Here is an 18,943-nt window from a genome sequence, read left to right as displayed (position 1 = left end):
AATTTTTATTTTGGTCATTTTGTTCACGGTAGTTAATTTGAATTTTTAAAAAGTAAGCTGCTCTCCGTAAGAATGGTAGAATAAGATGAAAATATTGAAGTGTGAAATAGGGAGTAGATTTTATATGAAAACGAGAATGGAAGAGATTTATAGTTCTTATGAAGGAAAAGTAGAAGAGATTTTTGTTAATGAATCTTCTTACGTATATGAGTGGGAAAATTTAATGATGATCCGAAAAAATAACGGTGAGCTTGAAAAAGTTGCGGTCGGTATTAGTGGAAATATAAGATTAGTAAATGTAGTTGCTGGGCAGCAAATTAATACAGATACATTATTAGTTAAGTTAGAAGACGATTTATTAATTACAGGTTGTGAATGATGAGAGATGTGTAGAAATGGCTACACATCTTTTTTGGTCTTTATATTACAAAAAGTACATTATTTTTTCACAAATCTCACACAACTTTTTGATATGCTCCTTGTGGAAGATACGGTTAGGGAGGAAGTAAAATGAGAACAAAGTATGTGACACTTGCTATATGCTTATTCTTTGTCTTTACAATAGTAGGCTGTGGTAAGAAACAAGCAGAGGCTGTAGCAATTGATGAGAAACATGATAAGTGTGATATTTGCCAAATTGGGGTAATGGATAATCAATTTGCAACAGAAGTCATTTTAGAAAATGGAAAAGCGTTAAAGTTTGATGATATCGGTTGTATGTATAAATGGATGGAGATTAATCCAGGTGAAAAGACGAAAGAAAAATTTGTTCGAGATTATGATTCGAAAGAGTGGATTTCGTTAGAAGATGCGACTTACGTATATGATAAAACAATAACGACACCGATGGCTTACAATATCATTTCATTTGAAAATAAAAAGGATGCAGAGAGTTTTGTGTCTAACTATAAAGGGAAAGTTCTTTCATATAAAGAGCTAGCAGAGCATAAATGGGAAATGAATAAAGAGATGATGGGGAACCCGAAAAAGGGAAATCACGGTGGTCATCATTAATACTAAAAAAGACAACTACATAAGTTGTCTTTTTTTAGTATTACTCAGGTGCAAATATAGAAAAGGTGTAAAAATTTTAGAAGAACGGTTACAATGGAATATAGTAACCTAAAGCAATCATTTACCCCGTATTAACGGGCAGTAAAACTCCCACCTTAAAATTAGGCAGGAGCAAAGAAGTTAGGTGGGAGATCAACAGCCCGTAAATGCCCGATTGGTTCAACTAATAATCAGTGAGGTGAACCCTCCCACTGATTAAAGTTTCACTTTATGTACTTTTTAGAAATGTATACAAATGCGGTAAAATCGTGCTAAACTAATTGCTTCATAATGTTAATGATGAGGCCATCAGGCACATCATTCCAATAGGTTGAGAAACATAGTATAGGTTTTAAGATAATCCGATTAAAGAAGGAATATAAAGGGCTTATGGATAAATGTACTCAAGAAGAGTTATTGTATGTGATGGAGGAATGGTTAAGAAAACATTATCTTTCATAGGAGCTGTAGTTGTGAGAAAACAAAAAATTTTATTATGTATGTTATTAGGACTTTTAATGACGGTAGTGGCTTGCGATAAGCAAGAGGAGCCAGAATCGAAACCGGTTCATGTGAAAAACGAAAAGAAAAAAGAAAAGCATAAAGAACAGGAAGAACCTAAAGAAGAAAAAAGTATAAATTTAATGGACAAACAGTTGCTACTTTCTGCGACTCTTGGAGACACGGAAACAGCTATGAAGCTGATTCAAGATGGAGCCAATATAAACGTAGAAGGTGACAACGGAGAAACTCCTATCCTTGCAGCAACGTATCAAAATCATGTAGAGACAGTTAAAGCGTTAATTGGTGCAGGTGCTAATATTGAAAGGAAAGATGAGAAACAAAGTAATCCATTTCTTTATGCAAGTAGAGAAGGGTATACAGACATTGTAAAGCTACTAATTAATGCAGGGGTTAATACGAAAGAAACTACTAAATCAGGTGGAACAGCACTCATTTCTGCATCTGAACGTGGCCATGTAGAGGTCGTAAAAGAGTTATTAGAGCATACAGATATTGATGTGAACTATAGAAATGATCGTGGTGGAACAGCTGTAGTAGAAACAATCGTATTAGGAAATGGTAGTGAAAATCATAAGAAAGTAATTCAAATGCTTATTGACCACGGGGCAGATGTAAATATGGCCAATAAGGAAAATATTACGCCACTGCAATATGCTGAAAAAAGAGGTTTTAAAGATATTGCAAATATGTTGAGGTTAGCTGGAGCGAATGAAGTCGTACAGCCACAACCGGTGGAATAACAAGATAAAGAAATAAAAAGTACGAAATAATCTCATTTAGATAGACAGAATGAAGAAGTCATTTAGTATGATGGATTCAGTAATGTGTATTTGAATGGGATTTTTTTGTTGAAAATGAACAAATAGTTTCTATATGCTGCAGAATGAATATGAGATAAAGGCAGGGTTCTAATGGAAATACAAAGAGTCTATAACGAAGCTTAAAACGATGTCTGCAAGGAAAAAAGCGTTAGATGAAACTTTAAAAGCAAATTAGTATTTCAGCTCGTACGAGTCAAAAATAAGAAAAAGCCGTATCCGAAAAAGGATACGGCTTTTTCAAGGAGATAAGGGATCAAAAAAATGAAGAAGTCTTATCTCTTTTATATGAGTAAAGGGTCTAGAATGAATCTTGTCCTTTTCATTATTTGTTTAACTCCATTGCAACTTGTTTGCCATTTACGAAAACCTCTGCCACCGCTACTACAACTTCCATCACTTTTTTCATGTCTCATCTCTCCTTGTTTTTTGTTTCATTTCTTACTTTTAGTATAAGGAAATATAGCACTTGCAACTATCGAATTGGATGACAAGAGACTTACATTGTTGTAAGGACAATCGTTTTATTTGTAATAAATGTGATTTTGAATGTGGATTCAGAAATTTCTGTTGTTTTGAACTATAATTAGAAAGAGAGTGGCTTAGAAAGAAGGGAATAATATGAAAAGAATTCTTGTTATTAGTGATATTCATGGAGAAATAGAAAAGTTCGAACGGTTATTGGAAGAAGCTCAATATGATGTAAGACAGGATCAATTAATTTTACTGGGAGATTATGTAGATCGTGGTCCAAATGCGCGTGCTGTAATTGAAAAGGTAAAAGCGTTAAAAGAAGAGGGAGCCCTCGTTCTAAAGGGTAATCATGAAGATATGATGATTAAAGCGTTAACGACTGATGAAGAACGTTCATGGAACCATTGGGTAAAAAGGAATGGTGGAGATAAGACTTTATACAGCTATGGCTTTGTAGAAGAAGATATTGTGGTTAATGAAGAAGCCTTCCAAAAACCAATTTTACAATCGCATATTTTAGAGGAACATGTAAAATTTATTCAAGAATTAGATCATTACATTGAAACAGAAGAGTATATATTTGTACATGCCGGTGTTGAGCCATTGAAGCGAGTTTCGGAATGTGAACCATATACGTTAATGTGGATACGTAATGAGTTTCATAGTGGGTATAGTGGTGAAAAGGTTGTTGTATTTGGTCATACGGAAACAAAAACGTTTCATGGTAGTGAGAATTGTGGCGTGTATTTTGGGAGTAATCGTATTATAGGGATTGATGGCGGTGCTGTATATGGTGGCCAGTTAAATTGTTTAGAATTGCCGAGTAAAAAGGTGTACGTAGTAAAAAGTTGAAAGAGATAAGGGAGTCTTATTTCTTTCAATTTTTTATTAAGAAAAATTTAAGAAAGAATTTTTATAATAAATCTTTCAAATTTTATATTGAGAAAAACGTTAAAATATAATTATAAATAGGATTGAACGATATGGTGGAAGGTGAGAATATGCGCTTACTCGTAGTAGAAGATAATGCTTCTTTATTAGAGTCTATTGTCCAAATATTACGCGATGAATTTGAAGTAGATACAGCATTGAATGGAGAAGATGGATTATTTCTAGCGTTACAAAATATATATGATGCCATTTTGCTTGATGTGATGATGCCAGAAATGGACGGTTTTGAAGTGATTCAAAAAATACGTGATGAAAAAATTGAAACACCAGTCCTATTTTTGACAGCGAGAGACTCTCTAGAAGATCGAGTGAAAGGCTTAGATTTTGGTGGAGATGACTATATTGTTAAGCCGTTTCAGGCTCCAGAATTAAAAGCAAGAATTCGTGCGTTGTTACGAAGAAGTGGTAGTTTAACAACAAAGCAGACTATTCGTTATAAAGGGATTGAACTGTTCGGAAAAGATAAAGACGTTCAAGTAGATGGACAAAGTATGAAGTTAACATTAAAACAATATGAGCTTCTAGAGTACCTTGTTCAAAATAGCGGAAAGATTTTAATGCGTGAACAAATTTTTGATCGTGTTTGGGGATTTGATTCAGATACGACAGTAGCAATTGTAGAAGTATATGTACATCATTTACGTAAAAAATTAGAGCCATTCGGTTATCAGAAAGATATTCAAACTGTTCGAGGTATTGGATATATATTAAAAGAACAATGAAAAAGGGAAGCATGTTTCAGAAAACACGTATTCGATTGACTATATTGAATTCATTAGTATTTATTATCTTGATAGGTGTATTAGGCAGTATCATTTATTCATACACATATAATCGTATTTATAATGAAGTAGATAAATCGATAGGAAAATCCGTTCAGCATAGAAAGAATTCAGATGATAAAAAACTACCTAAAAAAATCAGGGGATATCCTCCGATTGGGGATCCAAGGATAATGGAGTTAACTTGGCTTGGAAACACAGTGGAGATAGGTATTGAAAACGGCAAACGCCGTTTTATCTTTGAAGATAATTTGGAAAAGTTTTCTCCAAAGAAATTAGGAACTTTGCAAGATATAGAAGTGCAAGGGCAATATTTTAGAACGTTTGCATTTCAACAAGATACAAAAATAGTTCAAATTGTACGCGATATAACAGCTGAAGAAGAGATGCTAAATACTTTATTTTTAATTCTCGTTATTGGCTGTAGCATAGGAAGTCTATGTGCAATAGGAATTGGCTTTTTCTTAGCTGGTAGAGCACTCGTACCCATTCAAAATTCATGGGAAAAACAGCAACAGTTTGTTTCTGATGCATCACATGAATTAAGAACGCCACTTGCGGTTATTCAATCAAAAACGGATGTGTTATTCCAGTCACCATCTGCGACAATAGAAGAAAAAGCGATGGATATTTCTACGATTTCAAAGGAGTGTCGACGATTATCTAAGCTTGTAACTAATTTATTATTGTTAGCACGTTCGGATTCTAATCAAATTGAGATGGATAAGAAAACATTTGAAATGGATAAATTGTTAGAAGAAATAGTAGATCCATATAAGGAAATTGCTTCCTATCAAGAAAAAGAGATGATATTGAAAGTGGAGCATGACGTATCATTTATGGGTGATAGAGAGAGAATCCATCAAATGATGGTCATATTGTTAGATAATGCGATGAAGTATACGAATGAAGGTGGGCATATACAAATCGATTGTACGCAAACGAATAGCTCGATTCGTATACGAGTGAAAGATGACGGGATAGGAGTGGAAGATGAGGACATCCCAAAATTATTTAATCGTTTTTATCAAGGAGATAAAGCGAGAAGTGCGTCAGAAGGAGCGGGATTAGGCCTTTCAATCGCGAATTGGATTGTAGAAAAGCATTACGGGAAAATATCAGTAGAGAGCAAATGGGGAGAGGGGACTTGTTTTGAAGTGAACCTACCTAAAAATCAAAGAATATGAGTTAGAAGGCGATCTTGTTTTTTACAAGGTCGTCTTTTTTAAGGGAAAGTTAAGAAACTATTTATAACATGTATTATATACAGAAAGTTCGTCGCATAAAGAGCGATTATAAAAATGTATTTGAGCAGATTATATCGATCAAAATGTTATTTCAATTATGTATAGGGAATGATGAAAAAGAAAGTGTAAGAGGGAGGAATTAATTTTGAAAAAGAAAATGATGACGGTATTCACTATTGGAGTAATGAGCTTAAGCATACTAGGGGGTGCCTCTCCTTCTGAAACATCAAAAGGAAAGACAGATTACACGCAACGCAGTAAAGAGCAATTAAATAATGGAAAGATACATGCGGTGCATACAGAAGAAAAGGCGGAGAATCTAGGTATTGAAACGGAAGGAAAAGAACAAATTACGCTAGAAAAAGAAATCCATGAAACAGAAGTAGGAAGGGAAGCAGAACAGTTAGGCATTTCAATTGAAGGAAAAGATGTTGGAACTCTTACAGAAGAAATCTATGAAACAAAAGTGAAGCAAGAAGCGTTAAAGCTAGGCATATCTATAGAGAATACAACGATTGTAAATTTAATTAATCAAATTAATACGATTAAAATTAATGATGAAGCGGATAAATTAGGCATTTCGACAAATGGAAAAGAAATAGAAGACATTGAGGAAGAAATCTATGGAACGAAAGTAAGAGAGGAAGCAGGGAAGTTAGGTATTTCCCAAAAAGGAAAAGAGATAGAAACGTTAGTGCAAGAAGTGTACGAACAAAAAGTGCAGGAAGAAGCAAAAAAATATCATATTGATTTGTATGGTAAAGATATATATCAAGTATTAAGCGAAATTAATGAACAAAAAGTGTTACAAATGGCAGATGAGCTTAATATGGATAAAACGAATATGAACGTTCAAGAATTAGCAGAAAAAATTAAAAAAAATCAGCCTGAAAAAGGAAAAGAACTAAATTTTGTACCGGTGATTCGCACGGATGCTGACGCGTTTTATTCTTATTTAACGAACTAAAAAGGGCGTGAGAGTGATAAGGAGATGGAAGTGGTATATATGTATGGCTTTACTAGCTATAGCAGTATGGAATGTATATACAAATGGAATTACAAAGTATATGGAGAAGTTAACATTCTTCAATATACAAAATGGAAAAGAAGCGGAATTTAGTAATAATGATGAAAAGATTATCTTATCAAATGTTCCTTTAATTCAGCAATTACCAGAGTTAGATAGAGGCTGTGAAGTGACGAGCTTAGCGATGATGTTACAATACGCAGGTATTACAGTGGATAAGATGAAATTAGCAAATGAAATAAAGAAAGTTGATTTTATGAAAGATGGTGTACGTGGGAATCCGAATGAAGGATTTGTAGGAAATATTTATACGTTTTCTGAATCTGGATATGGTGTATATCATGGACCACTCTTTCAATTAGCGAAAAAGTATTTACCTAACAAATCTGTGGACTTAACAGGAAAGAGTATAGAAGAACTTTATAAGAGTGTAAAATCAGGACAGCCGGTAGTCATGATTACAAATGCAACATTTGAGCCATTAGATGAAGATGAATTTACTACATGGGAAACAAATAGTGGAGATGTTTCTATTACGTATAATGAACATTGTGTAGTGCTTATTGGATATGATAAGGAATTTGTATATATTCGAGATCCTCTCGAGGATAGCCTAGATGTAAAAGTGCCAAGAGAAAACTTTGAAAAGGCATGGGTACAAATGGGGAGTCAGGCAATTAGTTATGTGAAAAGCTCTAAATGAATTAGTAAAGAAATAGATGTAAATAATTGTAAGGGGAGTTTTTGTTAAGAAATAAGAGAACTTCAGCTTATTATATAAGCTGAAGTTCTCTTATTTTTTATGATTAAATCTTTAGAAGTAGTGAATATGAAAAAACGCATAATTGACAAAAAAATTACATGTTATCATTATATATTGTTTTATATATGTTAATTGTATAAAATTACACAAGTATTCACATTACATAAAGGAGGCTTATTATGCAAAAAATATTTAACTGGGTTAAATGTATGAGTATCAAGAAAAAATTAATCATTTCATTTTTTCTTATTTTAACTATACCAGGACTTATTATCGGTGGTGTTTCATATCAAACTGCCAAAACAAATTTTGAACAACAAATTACAGGTAAAGCAAAGGAAAATATTTCTGTTTTAAATACTGTTATTTCTCAAAATATAGAAGAGAAATTTGTTGATGTGGCGTACTTTGCAGACGTCTTAACAGAGGATACATATCCAAACGGACAAGAAGAAATAGTAAGAACGAAGTTAGCTCAATATATAAAACTCCATCCAGAAGTAGAAGGTATTTATATTGGAACACAGACGGGAAAGTTTATAAGAGAACCATTTATCCAAATGGCTGATGGGTATAATCCAACAGATAGATCTTGGTATAAAGAAGCACATGAAAATAAAGGGAAAGTAATTGTTACTGCACCATATCAATCAGCATCTACTAAAAATATGGTAGTGACAATTGCTAAAGAAGTAAAAGATGGTAAAGGTGTTATAGGAATTAACTTAAATTTAGATAACATCTTAAAAATTTCCAAAATGATTAACATTGGTGAAAAAGGTTATGCAGTTATTCTAGATCAAAATAAGCAAATTGTTAGTCATCCATCTAGAAAACCAGGTGCAAAAGTTACTGATCCGTGGATTAAACCAATTTATGAAGAAAAACAAGGAAATGTGTCTTATACAGAACAAGGTGATAAAAAGAATTTAATCTTTGCAACAAATGAGAAAACAGGATGGAAAGTAGTTGGAGTTATGTTCGACGAAGAAATTACTCAAGCTGCGAATCCAGTGTTTTATAAGACTTTGATTGTCATTGCTATCGCTATTGTATGTGGTAGTGTATTAATTTATTTCATTACAAAGTCTATTACAAGACCATTAAGAAAAATAGCTGACTCGGCACATAAAATTAGTAAGGGAGATTTGACAGAGAAAATTACAATCCATTCCAAGGATGACATAGGGAAATTAGGGAATTCATTTAATGAAATGTCTGCCTCTTTACAAGATGTGATTACTCAAATTAGTTTTTCAGCAGAGCATGTCGCTGCATCGGCTGAAGAGTTAACAGCGAGCGTACAGCAAGCAAATGATGCGACAGATCAAATTACAATTGCAATGGAACAAGTATCAGGTGGGGCTGAATCACAAAGTCAAGGTGTTGAAGAAGGTGCGGCTACATTACAACAAGTAAATACAGCAATTCAAGATGTAACTGGAAGCGCGGAATCAATTTCTATCTCCTCATTACATGCGAGAGAAAGAGCTGAAGAAGGGGAAGAATTGGTTGAACAAACAGCAAAACAAATGCAGTCTATTTCTAGATCGGTATCCGAGTCAGATGCTATTATTAAACTTCTTGATGAGAAATCAAAGCAGGTAGGAGCTATTTCTGAAGCGATTCAAAACATCGCTACTCAAACGAACTTATTAGCTTTAAATGCGGCTATTGAAGCGGCAAGAGCAGGTGAACAGGGCCGAGGGTTTGCTATTGTAGCTGATGAGGTTAGAAAATTAGCGGAGCAATCAGGAGAATCATCTGGAGAGATTGCAAATTTAATTGCAGAAATTAAGGCGGATATTGAACATACTGTTAAGGCGATGGATAATGTGAATGGAGAAGTTCAACAAGGCCTTGATGTTGTAACAAAAACGAAAGCAAGTTTTACGGAAATTTTAAGTTCTACTACACATATTGTTTCTCAAGTTAATCAAATGGTAGAAACAACGAAGAGAATTGCTGGAGATGCAAATGAAGTGACAAATGCTATTGATGAAATTGCAGCGGCTGCAGAAGAAAATACAGCTAGTATGCAAAGTGTTGCTGCTTCAACAGAAGAACAAGTGAATTCAATGGAAGAAATTAGTTCAGCTTCGCAAAACTTAGCTGGGATGGCCGAAGAACTACAAGCCATGACTAGTAAATTTAAAGTATAATAACAGCAGATAAGTAAGGGGATATTATTTTCACCTTACTTATTTTTCTATTCAGCAATTAGGGGAGTCATTAACGGGATGAAAAAAAGAAAAAGACTATGGAATTTATGGAAAACGATTACATTGTTAGTTTGTACAGTTGTAATTTTTTCTTTACTTGTGACAGATATATTAATTAGTCATAATGTAGAACGGACGACGGAGGATAGCCAAGCAGAGAAAGCAAAAACAATTGCACACATTGTGGCGAATGATTCAATTGTAATCGATGGTTTGATTGGGAAAGCAGATACTTCTGCAATCCAAACGTATACAAATAGAATATTAAAAAACACAGGTGTTCAATTTATTGTAGTTATGGACATGAATGGAATAAGAAAATCACATCCAAATCCTCAAAAAATAGGCCATCATTTTATTGGGGGAGATGAAGGGCCTGCATTGAAAGGAAAGGAACATGTATCGCTGGCAGAAGGAACTTTAGGTATTTCAATGCGAGTGTTTGTACCTGTATTTTCTGAAACAGGTGAACAACTTGGAGCGGTGGCAGTTGGTATTTCAGCAGATAATGTAAAAGAGAGAGTTAAGGAAAGTAGATATATCATTTACATTGGTGTCGGAGTTGGAGTACTAGTCGGAATTATAGGAGCAATATTATTAGCTAGACATATAAAGAAAAGTTTATTTGGTCTTGAACCTCACAGGATAGCGAAAATTCTTGAAGAAAGAAATACGATGCTACAATCTGTAAAGGAAGGTATTATTGCTGTAGATAAAGAAGCTAATGTAACTTTAATAAATAATGAGGCAAAACGATTGTTTAAGAAAAGTGGACTTGAAGAAGATTTTATCGGTAAAGATGTTGAATTGTATATGCCTAATTCACGTATAAAAGAAGTATTACAAACGGGAGAGGTACAATTAAACGAAGAACAAAATATTTATGGAATTACGATTGTGACGAATCGTGTTCCTTTATATGTAAAAGGAGAAATAGTTGGTGCAATTGCAACATTTCGTGATAAAACAGAGGTTAGAAAATTAGCAGAAGAATTAACTGGTATTAGACTATATGCGGAAGCATTACGGGCACAATCGCATGAATTTATGAATAAAATGCATGTCGTATTAGGACTTACACACATGAAGCAGTATGAAGAATTACAGAAGTATATAAGCGGTATGGTATCAGAGCATCAATATGAAATTGGTGGGGTTATGGAGAGAATAAAAAGTCCAGTATTTGCTGGTTTTTTACTTGGGAAACTTAGCTATGCTAGAGAGAAAAATATAAAATTAATCATAAGTGAAGATTCTTACATGCCGGAAATAGATGATGAAAGTATTATTCATGAACTAATTACGATTGTCGGAAATTTAATTGATAATGCATTAGAGGCAGTGACGAATTGTGAAAAGAAGCAAGTTGAACTTGAGATACAATATGGGGATACATTAATCATTACAGTACAAGATACGGGGAAAGGTATACCAGAAGAAGAAATAGGGGCATTATTTACGAAAGGTTATTCCACAAAGGGAGATAACCGTGGTTATGGTTTGTATCTTGTAAAAGAAAGTATACAGCGAATAAATGGGGAAATTCATATGCATTCATTAGTAGGAAAGGGAACAACGATAACAATTGAAATACCTAAAGGTAGGGATGAGAGGCAAATATGATTAAAGTTTTAATTGTAGAAGATGACCCGATGGTAGCAATGTTAAATACGCATTATTTAGAGCAAGTAGGAGGGTTTGAACTTGTTCAAGCAGTTAACTCCGTTAAAGAAGCGATAGAAGTATTAGAGGAATCACGAGTAGATTTAGTATTACTTGATATTTTTATGCCTGAAGAGACTGGATTTGAGCTTTTAATGTATATTCGGAACCAAGAAAAAGAAATCGATATTATGATGATTTCAGCTGTACATGATATGGGGAGCATTAAAAAAGCATTACAATATGGTGTAGTAGATTATTTAATTAAACCATTTACATTTGAACGATTTAAAAAGGCGTTAACTATATATCGAGAAAAGCTTACTTTCATGAAAGAACAAAAAAAAATTAGTCAATCGGAATTAGATTCGTTAATTTTGCAAAAAGAAAAAAGAGAGCCTACTGTCACTAAAGAGCTTCCGAAAGGATTAACGAAGCAAACGATGCAATTAATTTGGCAGAAGATCGAGTCGCTGAATGGACGAGCATTTACAACAGAGGAAATGGCGCAATTAGTTGGTGTTTCAAGGGTTTCTATTCGAAAATATGTAATGTTTTTGACTAGCATTGGAGTATTAGAAAACGAAATGGTGTATCAACATGTAGGAAGACCAGTGAGTAAATTAAGATGTATTGACCAAAATAAAATAGAGTTTTACGTATAAGCGACTTATTATAAGTCGCTTATACTTTTTTTAATTACAAAATCAATTACAAAACTTACAAAAACTATTTTTACTATTGAAAGCGTTTTAATATTGTTATTAAGAAAACAAGGGGGTGCCATATGGGAATTCAAAAGAATGTGGAAGCGGTATCATTTTCTGAAGGAAATGAAGTACAAAGAGAATCTTTCGCTTCTAAAATTATGAATGTAAAAATCGGTGTTATACCTTTACCGTTATATGTAGTATTGGCTGCTATTATTTATGGGGCATCTGTATATAATAAATTGCCAGCAGATATGATTGGTGGATTTGCAGTTATTATGATCATGGGTATTTTCTTAGGCGACATTGGGATGAGAATTCCAATTTTAAAAAATATCGGCGGTCCGGCAATACTTTCGTTATTTATTCCATCATTACTTGTATTTTTTAACTGGATGAATCCAGCTTCAATGGAAGCTGCGACTATGTTAATGAAAAAATCGAACTTTTTATATTTATATATTTCTTGTTTAGTAGTCGGAAGTATTTTAGGAATGAACCGTAAAGTGTTAGTACAAGGTTTCGTTCGTATGTTTATTCCTTTAGTAGTAGGGACGTTAGCTTCTGTAGCAGTAGGATTATTGGTTGGTTCACTATTTGGATTTGAAATGAAGCAAACATTCTTCTTCATCATCGTACCAATTGTGAGTGGTGGTATTGGGGAAGGGATTTTACCATTATCGCTAGCTTATAGTGATATTTTAAATGAATCATCAGCAACGTTTGTATCACAGCTTATTCCAGCAGCTATTATTGGAAATATGTTCGCAATCGTAAGTGCAGGGTATATGAAGCGTTTAGGTGAGAAGAAACCGGAGCTTAGTGGTAACGGTGTATTAGTAAAAACAGACAATCAAGCAGAGTTATTAAAAGAACAAAATACAGAGAAGCCAATTGACTTCTCATTAATGGGAGCAGGTTTATTAATTGCGTGTACGTTCTTCATCTTCGGAGGATTTGCTTCTAAGTTCATCGGTATTCCTGGGGCAATCATTATGATTTTCTCAGCAGCACTTGTGAAATACTTTAAATTAATGCCAGCAAAAATGGAGCAAGGAGCATTCCATTTATATAAATTTATTTCAAAGAATTTAACTTGGCCGTTAATGGTTGGATTAGGATTGCTATATATTCCGCTAAAAGACGTAGCAGCAGTTCTTTCAGTAGGATATGTTGTTGTGTGCGCATCAGTTGTTCTTACAATGGTAGCATCAGGTTTTCTTGTAGGGAAAGTGATGAAAATGTATCCAGTTGAATCAGCAATTGTAACGGGATGTCATAGTGGTTTAGGTGGAACTGGAGATGTTGCTATTTTATCAGCTTCAAATCGTATGGAATTAATGCCGTTTGCGCAAATTTCAACACGTTTAGGCGGGGCAGCAATGGTTGTAACAGCGACAATTTTATTAAAAATGTTTTCATGATCAAACAAGCTAGCTATATTCATATAGCTAGCTTGTCAAATTAAGGGGAGAATATAAGTATGTTAGAAAATCAAATTAATGAAAGATCATTGTTATTGCATAAAGAATTAGTAGGGAAAATTGAAATTACAAGTAAAGTAGAAGTGAATTCAGCGGATGATTTAAGCCTGACATATACACCAGGTGTAGCGGAGTCTTGCAAAGCAATTGCAGCAGATGAAGAAACAGTGTATGACTATACAGCACGTGGTAATATGGTGGCAGTTGTCTCAGATGGAACAGCAGTACTTGGTTTAGGGAACATTGGACCGAAAGCAGCTATGCCTGTTATGGAAGGAAAGAGTATTTTATTTAAGAAATTTGCGAATGTAGATGCTTTCCCATTATGTTTAGGTACGACTGATGTGGATGAAATCGTTACCCTTGTGAAAAATTTAGAGCCTACGTTTGCAGGAATTAACTTAGAAGACATTGCGGCACCACGCTGTTTTGAAATTGAAAAGCGATTAAAAGCAGAAACGAATATTCCTGTATTCCATGATGATCAACATGGAACAGCTATTGTCGTCTTAGCAGCTGTTATTAATGCATTAAAAGTTGTTAGCAAACAAATGGATAATGTGAAAATTGTTATTAACGGTGCGGGTTCGGCAGGAATTGCAATTGGAAAATTATTATTAAAAGCTGGTGCAAAGCGCATTACGTTAGTTAGCTTAGAAGGTATTGTTTGTGAAGGTGAATCATGGATGAACGAAGCACAAATTGAAGTTTCCAAAAAGACAAATCGAGAATATGTGCGTGGAACGTTAAAAGAAGCGATTCATCAAGCTGATATTTTTATTGGCGTATCTGCTCCTAACGTATTAACGAAAGAACTTGTACAAACGATGAATGAGAAAGCAATTGTGTTTGCTATGGCGAATCCAATTCCAGAAATCTTCCCAGAGGATGCATTAAAGGCTGGGGCAGCTGTAGTAGGAACCGGGCGCTCAGATTATGCGAATCAAGTAAATAATGTATTGGCGTTCCCAGGGATATTCCGTGGTGCGTTAGATGTGCGCGCGACTGATATTACAGAAGAGATGAAATTAGCGGCAGCATATGGGATCGCTAACATCATTACGGACGAAGAACGTAATGCGAATTATGTAATCCCGAATCCGTTAGATAAAAGAGTTGTTCCAAGTGTTGCGGAAGCTGTAGCGAAAGCAGCCATTGATTCAGGTGTGGCGCAAATTATGAAAATACCAAGTTATTAATAGCTAAAAGCAGTGCCTAAAAAGGCACTGCTTTTTTGAGATAAGAAATCAAAATAATGAAGAAGTGTAAAATTATTTATTTGTGTTTCTTCACTATTTATTTAATTCCATTGCAACTTGTTTACCATTTACTAAAACCTCAGTTACTGCTACAATCACTTCTATCATTTTTTTCATCTCTCATCTCTCCTCGTGTCATTTCTTATTTTAAGTATAAGAGAAGAGAGATACTTCAACTATCGAAGTACATGACGTAGAAATTACATTGTTGTAAGAAAGTGTTTTAGTTTTGTCACTTTACTCAGCAGTAATTACAAACTGATCATAATATTTTTCATTCACATATATATTTAATACCCATAATCCAGGTGAAGGTAGTGACATAGTGAGAGGAAGTTCGTTTGTAGTGGAATCAATTGTATTTGAAGTAGTCCAAGTTGGTTTGGAAGTTTCTTGTTGAAAGAGTACTGGTGTTGGAGTTACTGATCCTTGTTTTAGTGCAATAATAGATAGTTTTCCAGTTGGCATTTCAGGATCTAAAAAGTACCACATTATTTCATTTTTTTCATTTACGATAATAGGGCTATCAGCCATTGCAATTTTTTCTTCGATGCCTTTTAAAGGTATTTTTTCTTGTATGAAGGAGGGGGTTTCTTCCCAATTTACATCTTTTAAAACGCTAAGATGAAAGAAGGAAGGTGCATTAACTTGAGTGGATGACGTGGCGATGGCTTCTTTTTTAGGTGCTTCTGAATCAGGTTGCGCTTGTGTGCATCCAGCGATGAGAAAAGAGAAAAGTAGCATAGTTCCAATTTTTTTCATGGTGTCACACTCCTAATTTTTATTGTTAGTGTAATTGTATTTGCTAGAAAGCGGGACAATTCCTTTAAAACGTCAAAAGAGGTCGTAAGTTTTGTACGACCTCTTTTGACATTTTTTATATTTGTTCAGTTGAAAAGGTAGGTTCATTCTCTTTTTGCGGCATCGTTAAGAAAATAACAGAAAGAACGATACATACGCCGCCTAATAATTGATAGGCTCCAAAGGATTCATTCAGCCAAGCGATTGAAACGATGGCAGCTACAAGTGGTTCAATGCTAGATAAAATGCTTGTTTCTGTTGCTGCTAAATATTTCAGACTACCGATATAAAGGAGGAAAGAAAGAGTGCCACTTATGATGATAAGAATAAGCATAGAAAAAGTTTTTTGTGTAAAAGTTTGTGAAAGCTGATTCCATTCAAACGAGCGATTACAAATAAGCAGGGCAATGCCACCGATTAACATCCCCCAGCCAATTACTACAGTTGTTCCGCATTCTTTAATAAGAGAAGCTGGATGAAGGGTATAAAATGCAAAGCCAATTGCTGTTAATAGGCCGAAAATAATGGCTTCTTTCGATAAAACAATATTTTCAATTGAACCGTTTGTAATAATAAAGTACGTTCCTGTTAGGGCAGTTATAATTGCAAGTAGTTGCATAGAAGCAGGGAATTTTCTTTGTCCAAATGCGACATAAATGGTAATAAGAACAGGGCCAAGAAATTGAAATAATGTCGCTGTAACCGCGTTACTAATATGAACTGTTTCAATAAAGGCGTATTGCGCACCGAGCATGCCGAGAATAGAGAAAATAATAAGTTGTATAGAATGTCTAGGATGTTTCCAAATTTGAAATATGTTTTGTTTCTTTATAAGCAAGAAAGATAAAATAAATATTCCCGCAAGCAACAAGCGAATTGTTAAAAAATCAATTGATGATACGTTAGTATGTTGAAATAGCCACTGAATCATCGGGCCAGATAATCCCCATAAGGTAGCTCCTGTAATAATCATAATGAGTCCAATCCGTCTATTGTTGTTCATAATCATGCATCCCCTCTCGAGTATTTGATTTTTTATGTGTGACATGATACAAGGAATTATATATAACTTCTGGTACTGTAAAAAGTATCAGATTTTAGTTTTATTAAGGGGTCAGATATTATGTTAGAATTAACGCCTAATTTAAATACGAAAAGTAAAATAGCATTGTATGTGCAATTGTATGAGTATATAAAAAAAGAGATTAAAGATGGAACGATTCCGGCTTTTACAAAATTACCTGCTAAAAGAAAGCTGGCGAGCTATTTACAAGTGAGTAAGAATACAGTAGAAGCGGCTTACGAGCAATTACTTGCAGAAGGTTATATTGAATCGGCATCGAGAAAAGGTTATTTCGTATGTAAAATTGAACAAATGATTTATGTAGAAAGAAGCGAAGCGAAAGTAGAAGAAGTATCGTTTCGGGAGGAGAACTATAAATTTGATTTCACCCAAACAGGGGTTGATACGGATACTTTTCCGTTCACTACGTACCGCAAGCTTATAAATGATGTATGGCAGCCACATAATAATGAGTTACTTTTTCTTGGACACCCTCAAGGGGAATTGAGCTTAAGGGAGGAAATTGCGAACTATTTGTATGAATCTAGAGGTGTGCGTTGTTCAGCTAGCCAGATCGTATTAGGGGCGGGTACACAAATATTAGTAAAGCTACTGTTTCAATTGTTAAAGGGAAGCAATTATGCAGTTGAAAACCCAGGTTATCACAGGAAAATGGTTGTTTTTGAACAGGGAGAAAAGAAGGTTCAAATGTTGTCTTTAGATAGAGACGGAATTTGTATAGCAGAGTTAGAAAATAGCGATGCAAATGTTGTATTTGTAACTCCTTCTCATCAGTTCCCATATGGAATGATTATGCCTATTACGAGAAGGACGCAGCTTTTACAATGGGCAAAGAAAGAAGAAGACAGGTATATTATTGAAGATGATTACGATAGTGAATTCCGTTATTCAGGAAAGCCAATTCCGGCACTACAAGGATTAGATACAGATGGGAAAGTTATTTATATGGGGACGCTATCAAAAGCTTTGTTGCCCTCATTACGGATGAGTTATATCGTATTACCGAAGAATTTAATTAAAAAGTATCAAAAGGAATATTTATTTTATACGCAAAGTGTTTCAAGAATGGACCAAGAAGTGATAAGAAGGTTTTTAAATGAAGGCTATTGGGAAAAACATATTCATAAAATGCGTGTCGTTTACCGAAAAAAGAGGGATCGACTTGTTTTTGAAATAGAGAAGTATTTCTCTAATCGTGTTGAAGTGATCGGAGAAGATTCTGGATTACACATTTTATTACAAGTGCATAATGGAATGCGAGAAGAAGAACTCATTAAAGAAGCTGCAAAATATAGTATTAAAATATATCCTGTTTCTACGTACTATAAAGACGGTACTGCGCCTGAAAATGTAGTTTTACTTGGGTTTGCAATTTTATCAGAAGACGAAATTGCGAAAGCGATTCAATTATTACATAAGGCATGGTATACAAGAAAGTAAAAAACATCCTCCAGGCATGAGGATGTTTTTTATTATTTATTTTCATCTAAGAATAAGACCATATGCTCTTCGTCCCAATACTGTCCGTTATATTTCAGTGAACGTTCTTGTACACCGAATGTTTTAAAACCTAATGATTCATAAAGTTTCTTCGCACCATCGTTGCCAACAACAACATCAAGCATAACTTGTTCCACCTCTAAAGATTTAGCAAGTTCAAGACATTCTTTAATAAGTGCTTTTCCTGCTCCAAGTCCGCGTGCTTTTGGAGAAACATATACAGAACCGATTTTAGCTTTATGTTCTTGTTTTACATATGGTTTCGTTTCCAGTGTTGCAACCCCGATTAATTGTCCATCTTTAAATGCACCTAGCGTATAGTTTTCATCTTGTGCTAATTTTTGTGCTTTATATTCAATCGCACACTCTTTATTAATAATATCTTCATAAGAAGAGCTGAAAGCTTCAGGGTTTTGCTTTAACCCTTCTACACGAAGTTCTAAGTAAATTTCCGCTTCGTCTTTTGTTAATACATGGATATCCAATTGTATCACCCTCCAAATCTTTGCAAATGTACCTTTATTTTATATTGAAATAAGAATAATTTCAAAAGCTTAGCTTATATGAGCTGATTTTATGAA

The 18,943-nt window shown here is 34.3% G+C and carries 17 protein-coding genes; 14 read left to right on the top strand and 3 right to left on the bottom strand.

Annotation, left to right across the window (positions count from 1 at the left end):
- Positions 1-124: 124 nt before the first annotated feature.
- The 13 genes from QEP67_RS25080 (at position 125) to QEP67_RS25020 (ending at position 14,917) form a co-directional block, all read left to right on the top strand.
- Positions 125-379, top strand: a complete 255-nt coding sequence (locus tag QEP67_RS25080) for a hypothetical protein (RefSeq protein WP_000857650.1) — start codon at positions 125-127, stop codon at positions 377-379.
- A gap of 131 nt (positions 380-510) precedes the next feature.
- The gene (locus QEP67_RS25075) at positions 511-1,014 is read left to right on the top strand and encodes a nitrous oxide reductase accessory protein NosL (RefSeq protein WP_001259408.1); all 504 of its coding nucleotides are present in this window, start codon (positions 511-513) and stop codon (positions 1,012-1,014) included.
- Positions 1,015-1,451: 437 nt separating this feature from the next.
- Positions 1,452-2,318 (top strand): ankyrin repeat domain-containing protein, encoded by an 867-nt coding sequence (locus tag QEP67_RS25070; protein WP_000287345.1) that lies wholly within the window; start codon positions 1,452-1,454, stop codon positions 2,316-2,318.
- A gap of 699 nt (positions 2,319-3,017) precedes the next feature.
- A complete protein-coding gene (locus QEP67_RS25065) occupies positions 3,018-3,722 on the top strand; it encodes a metallophosphoesterase family protein (protein ID WP_000821991.1) in 705 nt (234 codons plus the stop codon).
- A gap of 149 nt (positions 3,723-3,871) precedes the next feature.
- Positions 3,872-4,543, top strand: coding sequence for a response regulator transcription factor (locus QEP67_RS25060; protein WP_001238626.1), 672 nt, complete (start codon positions 3,872-3,874; stop codon positions 4,541-4,543).
- A gap of 11 nt (positions 4,544-4,554) precedes the next feature.
- A complete protein-coding gene (locus QEP67_RS25055) occupies positions 4,555-5,790 on the top strand; it encodes a HAMP domain-containing sensor histidine kinase (protein WP_000486877.1) in 1,236 nt (411 codons plus the stop codon).
- A gap of 205 nt (positions 5,791-5,995) precedes the next feature.
- The gene (locus tag QEP67_RS25050) at positions 5,996-6,817 is read left to right on the top strand and encodes a hypothetical protein (protein ID WP_000728595.1); all 822 of its coding nucleotides are present in this window, start codon (positions 5,996-5,998) and stop codon (positions 6,815-6,817) included.
- Between the two features lie 13 nt (positions 6,818-6,830).
- A complete protein-coding gene (locus QEP67_RS25045) occupies positions 6,831-7,580 on the top strand; it encodes a C39 family peptidase (protein ID WP_048567121.1) in 750 nt (249 codons plus the stop codon).
- A 239-nt stretch (positions 7,581-7,819) separates the two neighbouring features.
- Positions 7,820-9,802 carry a methyl-accepting chemotaxis protein gene (locus QEP67_RS25040; RefSeq protein WP_353706459.1) on the top strand — a complete coding sequence of 661 codons (1,983 nt, stop codon included), beginning with the start codon at positions 7,820-7,822 and terminating at the stop codon, positions 9,800-9,802.
- 78 nt (positions 9,803-9,880) lie between these two features.
- On the top strand, positions 9,881-11,485 hold the full coding sequence (locus QEP67_RS25035; RefSeq protein WP_016089373.1) for a sensor histidine kinase: 1,605 nt from the start codon (positions 9,881-9,883) through the stop codon (positions 11,483-11,485).
- Positions 11,482-12,189, top strand: a complete 708-nt coding sequence (locus QEP67_RS25030; protein WP_048567119.1) for a response regulator — start codon at positions 11,482-11,484, stop codon at positions 12,187-12,189. Before QEP67_RS25035 ends, QEP67_RS25030 begins: the two co-directional genes overlap by 4 nt.
- A gap of 122 nt (positions 12,190-12,311) precedes the next feature.
- The gene (locus QEP67_RS25025) at positions 12,312-13,658 is read left to right on the top strand and encodes a 2-hydroxycarboxylate transporter family protein (protein WP_000512725.1); all 1,347 of its coding nucleotides are present in this window, start codon (positions 12,312-12,314) and stop codon (positions 13,656-13,658) included.
- A 59-nt stretch (positions 13,659-13,717) separates the two neighbouring features.
- Positions 13,718-14,917, top strand: a complete 1,200-nt coding sequence (locus QEP67_RS25020; RefSeq protein ID WP_000892416.1) for a malic enzyme-like NAD(P)-binding protein — start codon at positions 13,718-13,720, stop codon at positions 14,915-14,917.
- 297 nt (positions 14,918-15,214) lie between these two features.
- Here QEP67_RS25020 and QEP67_RS25015 read toward each other — a convergent pair whose 3' ends face one another.
- Both QEP67_RS25015 and QEP67_RS25010 read right to left on the bottom strand, forming a co-directional pair.
- Complete coding sequence (locus QEP67_RS25015) at positions 15,215-15,739, bottom strand: DUF4871 domain-containing protein (protein ID WP_000719656.1); 525 nt, start codon at positions 15,737-15,739, stop codon at positions 15,215-15,217.
- Between the two features lie 115 nt (positions 15,740-15,854).
- Complete coding sequence (locus QEP67_RS25010) at positions 15,855-16,781, bottom strand: EamA family transporter (RefSeq protein ID WP_001063914.1); 927 nt, start codon at positions 16,779-16,781, stop codon at positions 15,855-15,857.
- A gap of 120 nt (positions 16,782-16,901) precedes the next feature.
- Between QEP67_RS25010 and QEP67_RS25005 the strand changes: the two genes are divergently transcribed.
- Positions 16,902-18,302, top strand: a complete 1,401-nt coding sequence (locus tag QEP67_RS25005) for a PLP-dependent aminotransferase family protein (protein WP_061673513.1) — start codon at positions 16,902-16,904, stop codon at positions 18,300-18,302.
- 32 nt (positions 18,303-18,334) lie between these two features.
- Here QEP67_RS25005 and QEP67_RS25000 read toward each other — a convergent pair whose 3' ends face one another.
- Positions 18,335-18,847 carry a GNAT family N-acetyltransferase gene (locus QEP67_RS25000; protein WP_000351216.1) on the bottom strand — a complete coding sequence of 171 codons (513 nt, stop codon included), beginning with the start codon at positions 18,845-18,847 and terminating at the stop codon, positions 18,335-18,337.
- Between the last annotated feature and the right edge of the window lie 96 nt (positions 18,848-18,943).

It is taken from the genome of Bacillus cereus group sp. MS39 (assembly GCF_040448665.1).
Taxonomy (GTDB): domain Bacteria; phylum Bacillota; class Bacilli; order Bacillales; family Bacillaceae_G; genus Bacillus_A; species Bacillus_A wiedmannii.
The sequence above is the reverse complement of the archived record's forward strand: the minus strand, read 5'-3'. Positions and strand labels throughout refer to the sequence as shown.

Excerpts from the sequence above, each read along its gene's own strand:
- QEP67_RS25015 (WP_000719656.1), bottom strand. The coding sequence starts at position 15,739 with ATGAAAAAAATTGGAACTATGCTACTTTTCTCTTTTCTCATCGCTGGA.
- QEP67_RS25035 (WP_016089373.1), top strand. The coding sequence starts at position 9,881 with ATGAAAAAAAGAAAAAGACTATGGAATTTATGGAAAACGATTACATTG.
- QEP67_RS25070 (WP_000287345.1), top strand. The coding sequence starts at position 1,452 with ATGTACTCAAGAAGAGTTATTGTATGTGATGGAGGAATGGTTAAGAAA.
- QEP67_RS25020 (WP_000892416.1), top strand. The coding sequence starts at position 13,718 with ATGTTAGAAAATCAAATTAATGAAAGATCATTGTTATTGCATAAAGAA.
- QEP67_RS25025 (WP_000512725.1), top strand. The coding sequence starts at position 12,312 with ATGGGAATTCAAAAGAATGTGGAAGCGGTATCATTTTCTGAAGGAAAT.
- QEP67_RS25030 (WP_048567119.1), top strand. The coding sequence starts at position 11,482 with ATGATTAAAGTTTTAATTGTAGAAGATGACCCGATGGTAGCAATGTTA.
- QEP67_RS25005 (WP_061673513.1), top strand. The coding sequence starts at position 16,902 with ATGTTAGAATTAACGCCTAATTTAAATACGAAAAGTAAAATAGCATTG.
- QEP67_RS25065 (WP_000821991.1), top strand. The coding sequence starts at position 3,018 with ATGAAAAGAATTCTTGTTATTAGTGATATTCATGGAGAAATAGAAAAG.
- QEP67_RS25010 (WP_001063914.1), bottom strand. The coding sequence starts at position 16,781 with ATGAACAACAATAGACGGATTGGACTCATTATGATTATTACAGGAGCT.
- QEP67_RS25060 (WP_001238626.1), top strand. The coding sequence starts at position 3,872 with ATGCGCTTACTCGTAGTAGAAGATAATGCTTCTTTATTAGAGTCTATT.
- QEP67_RS25055 (WP_000486877.1), top strand. The coding sequence starts at position 4,555 with ATGTTTCAGAAAACACGTATTCGATTGACTATATTGAATTCATTAGTA.
- QEP67_RS25075 (WP_001259408.1), top strand. The coding sequence starts at position 511 with ATGAGAACAAAGTATGTGACACTTGCTATATGCTTATTCTTTGTCTTT.
- QEP67_RS25040 (WP_353706459.1), top strand. The coding sequence starts at position 7,820 with ATGCAAAAAATATTTAACTGGGTTAAATGTATGAGTATCAAGAAAAAA.
- QEP67_RS25080 (WP_000857650.1), top strand. The coding sequence starts at position 125 with ATGAAAACGAGAATGGAAGAGATTTATAGTTCTTATGAAGGAAAAGTA.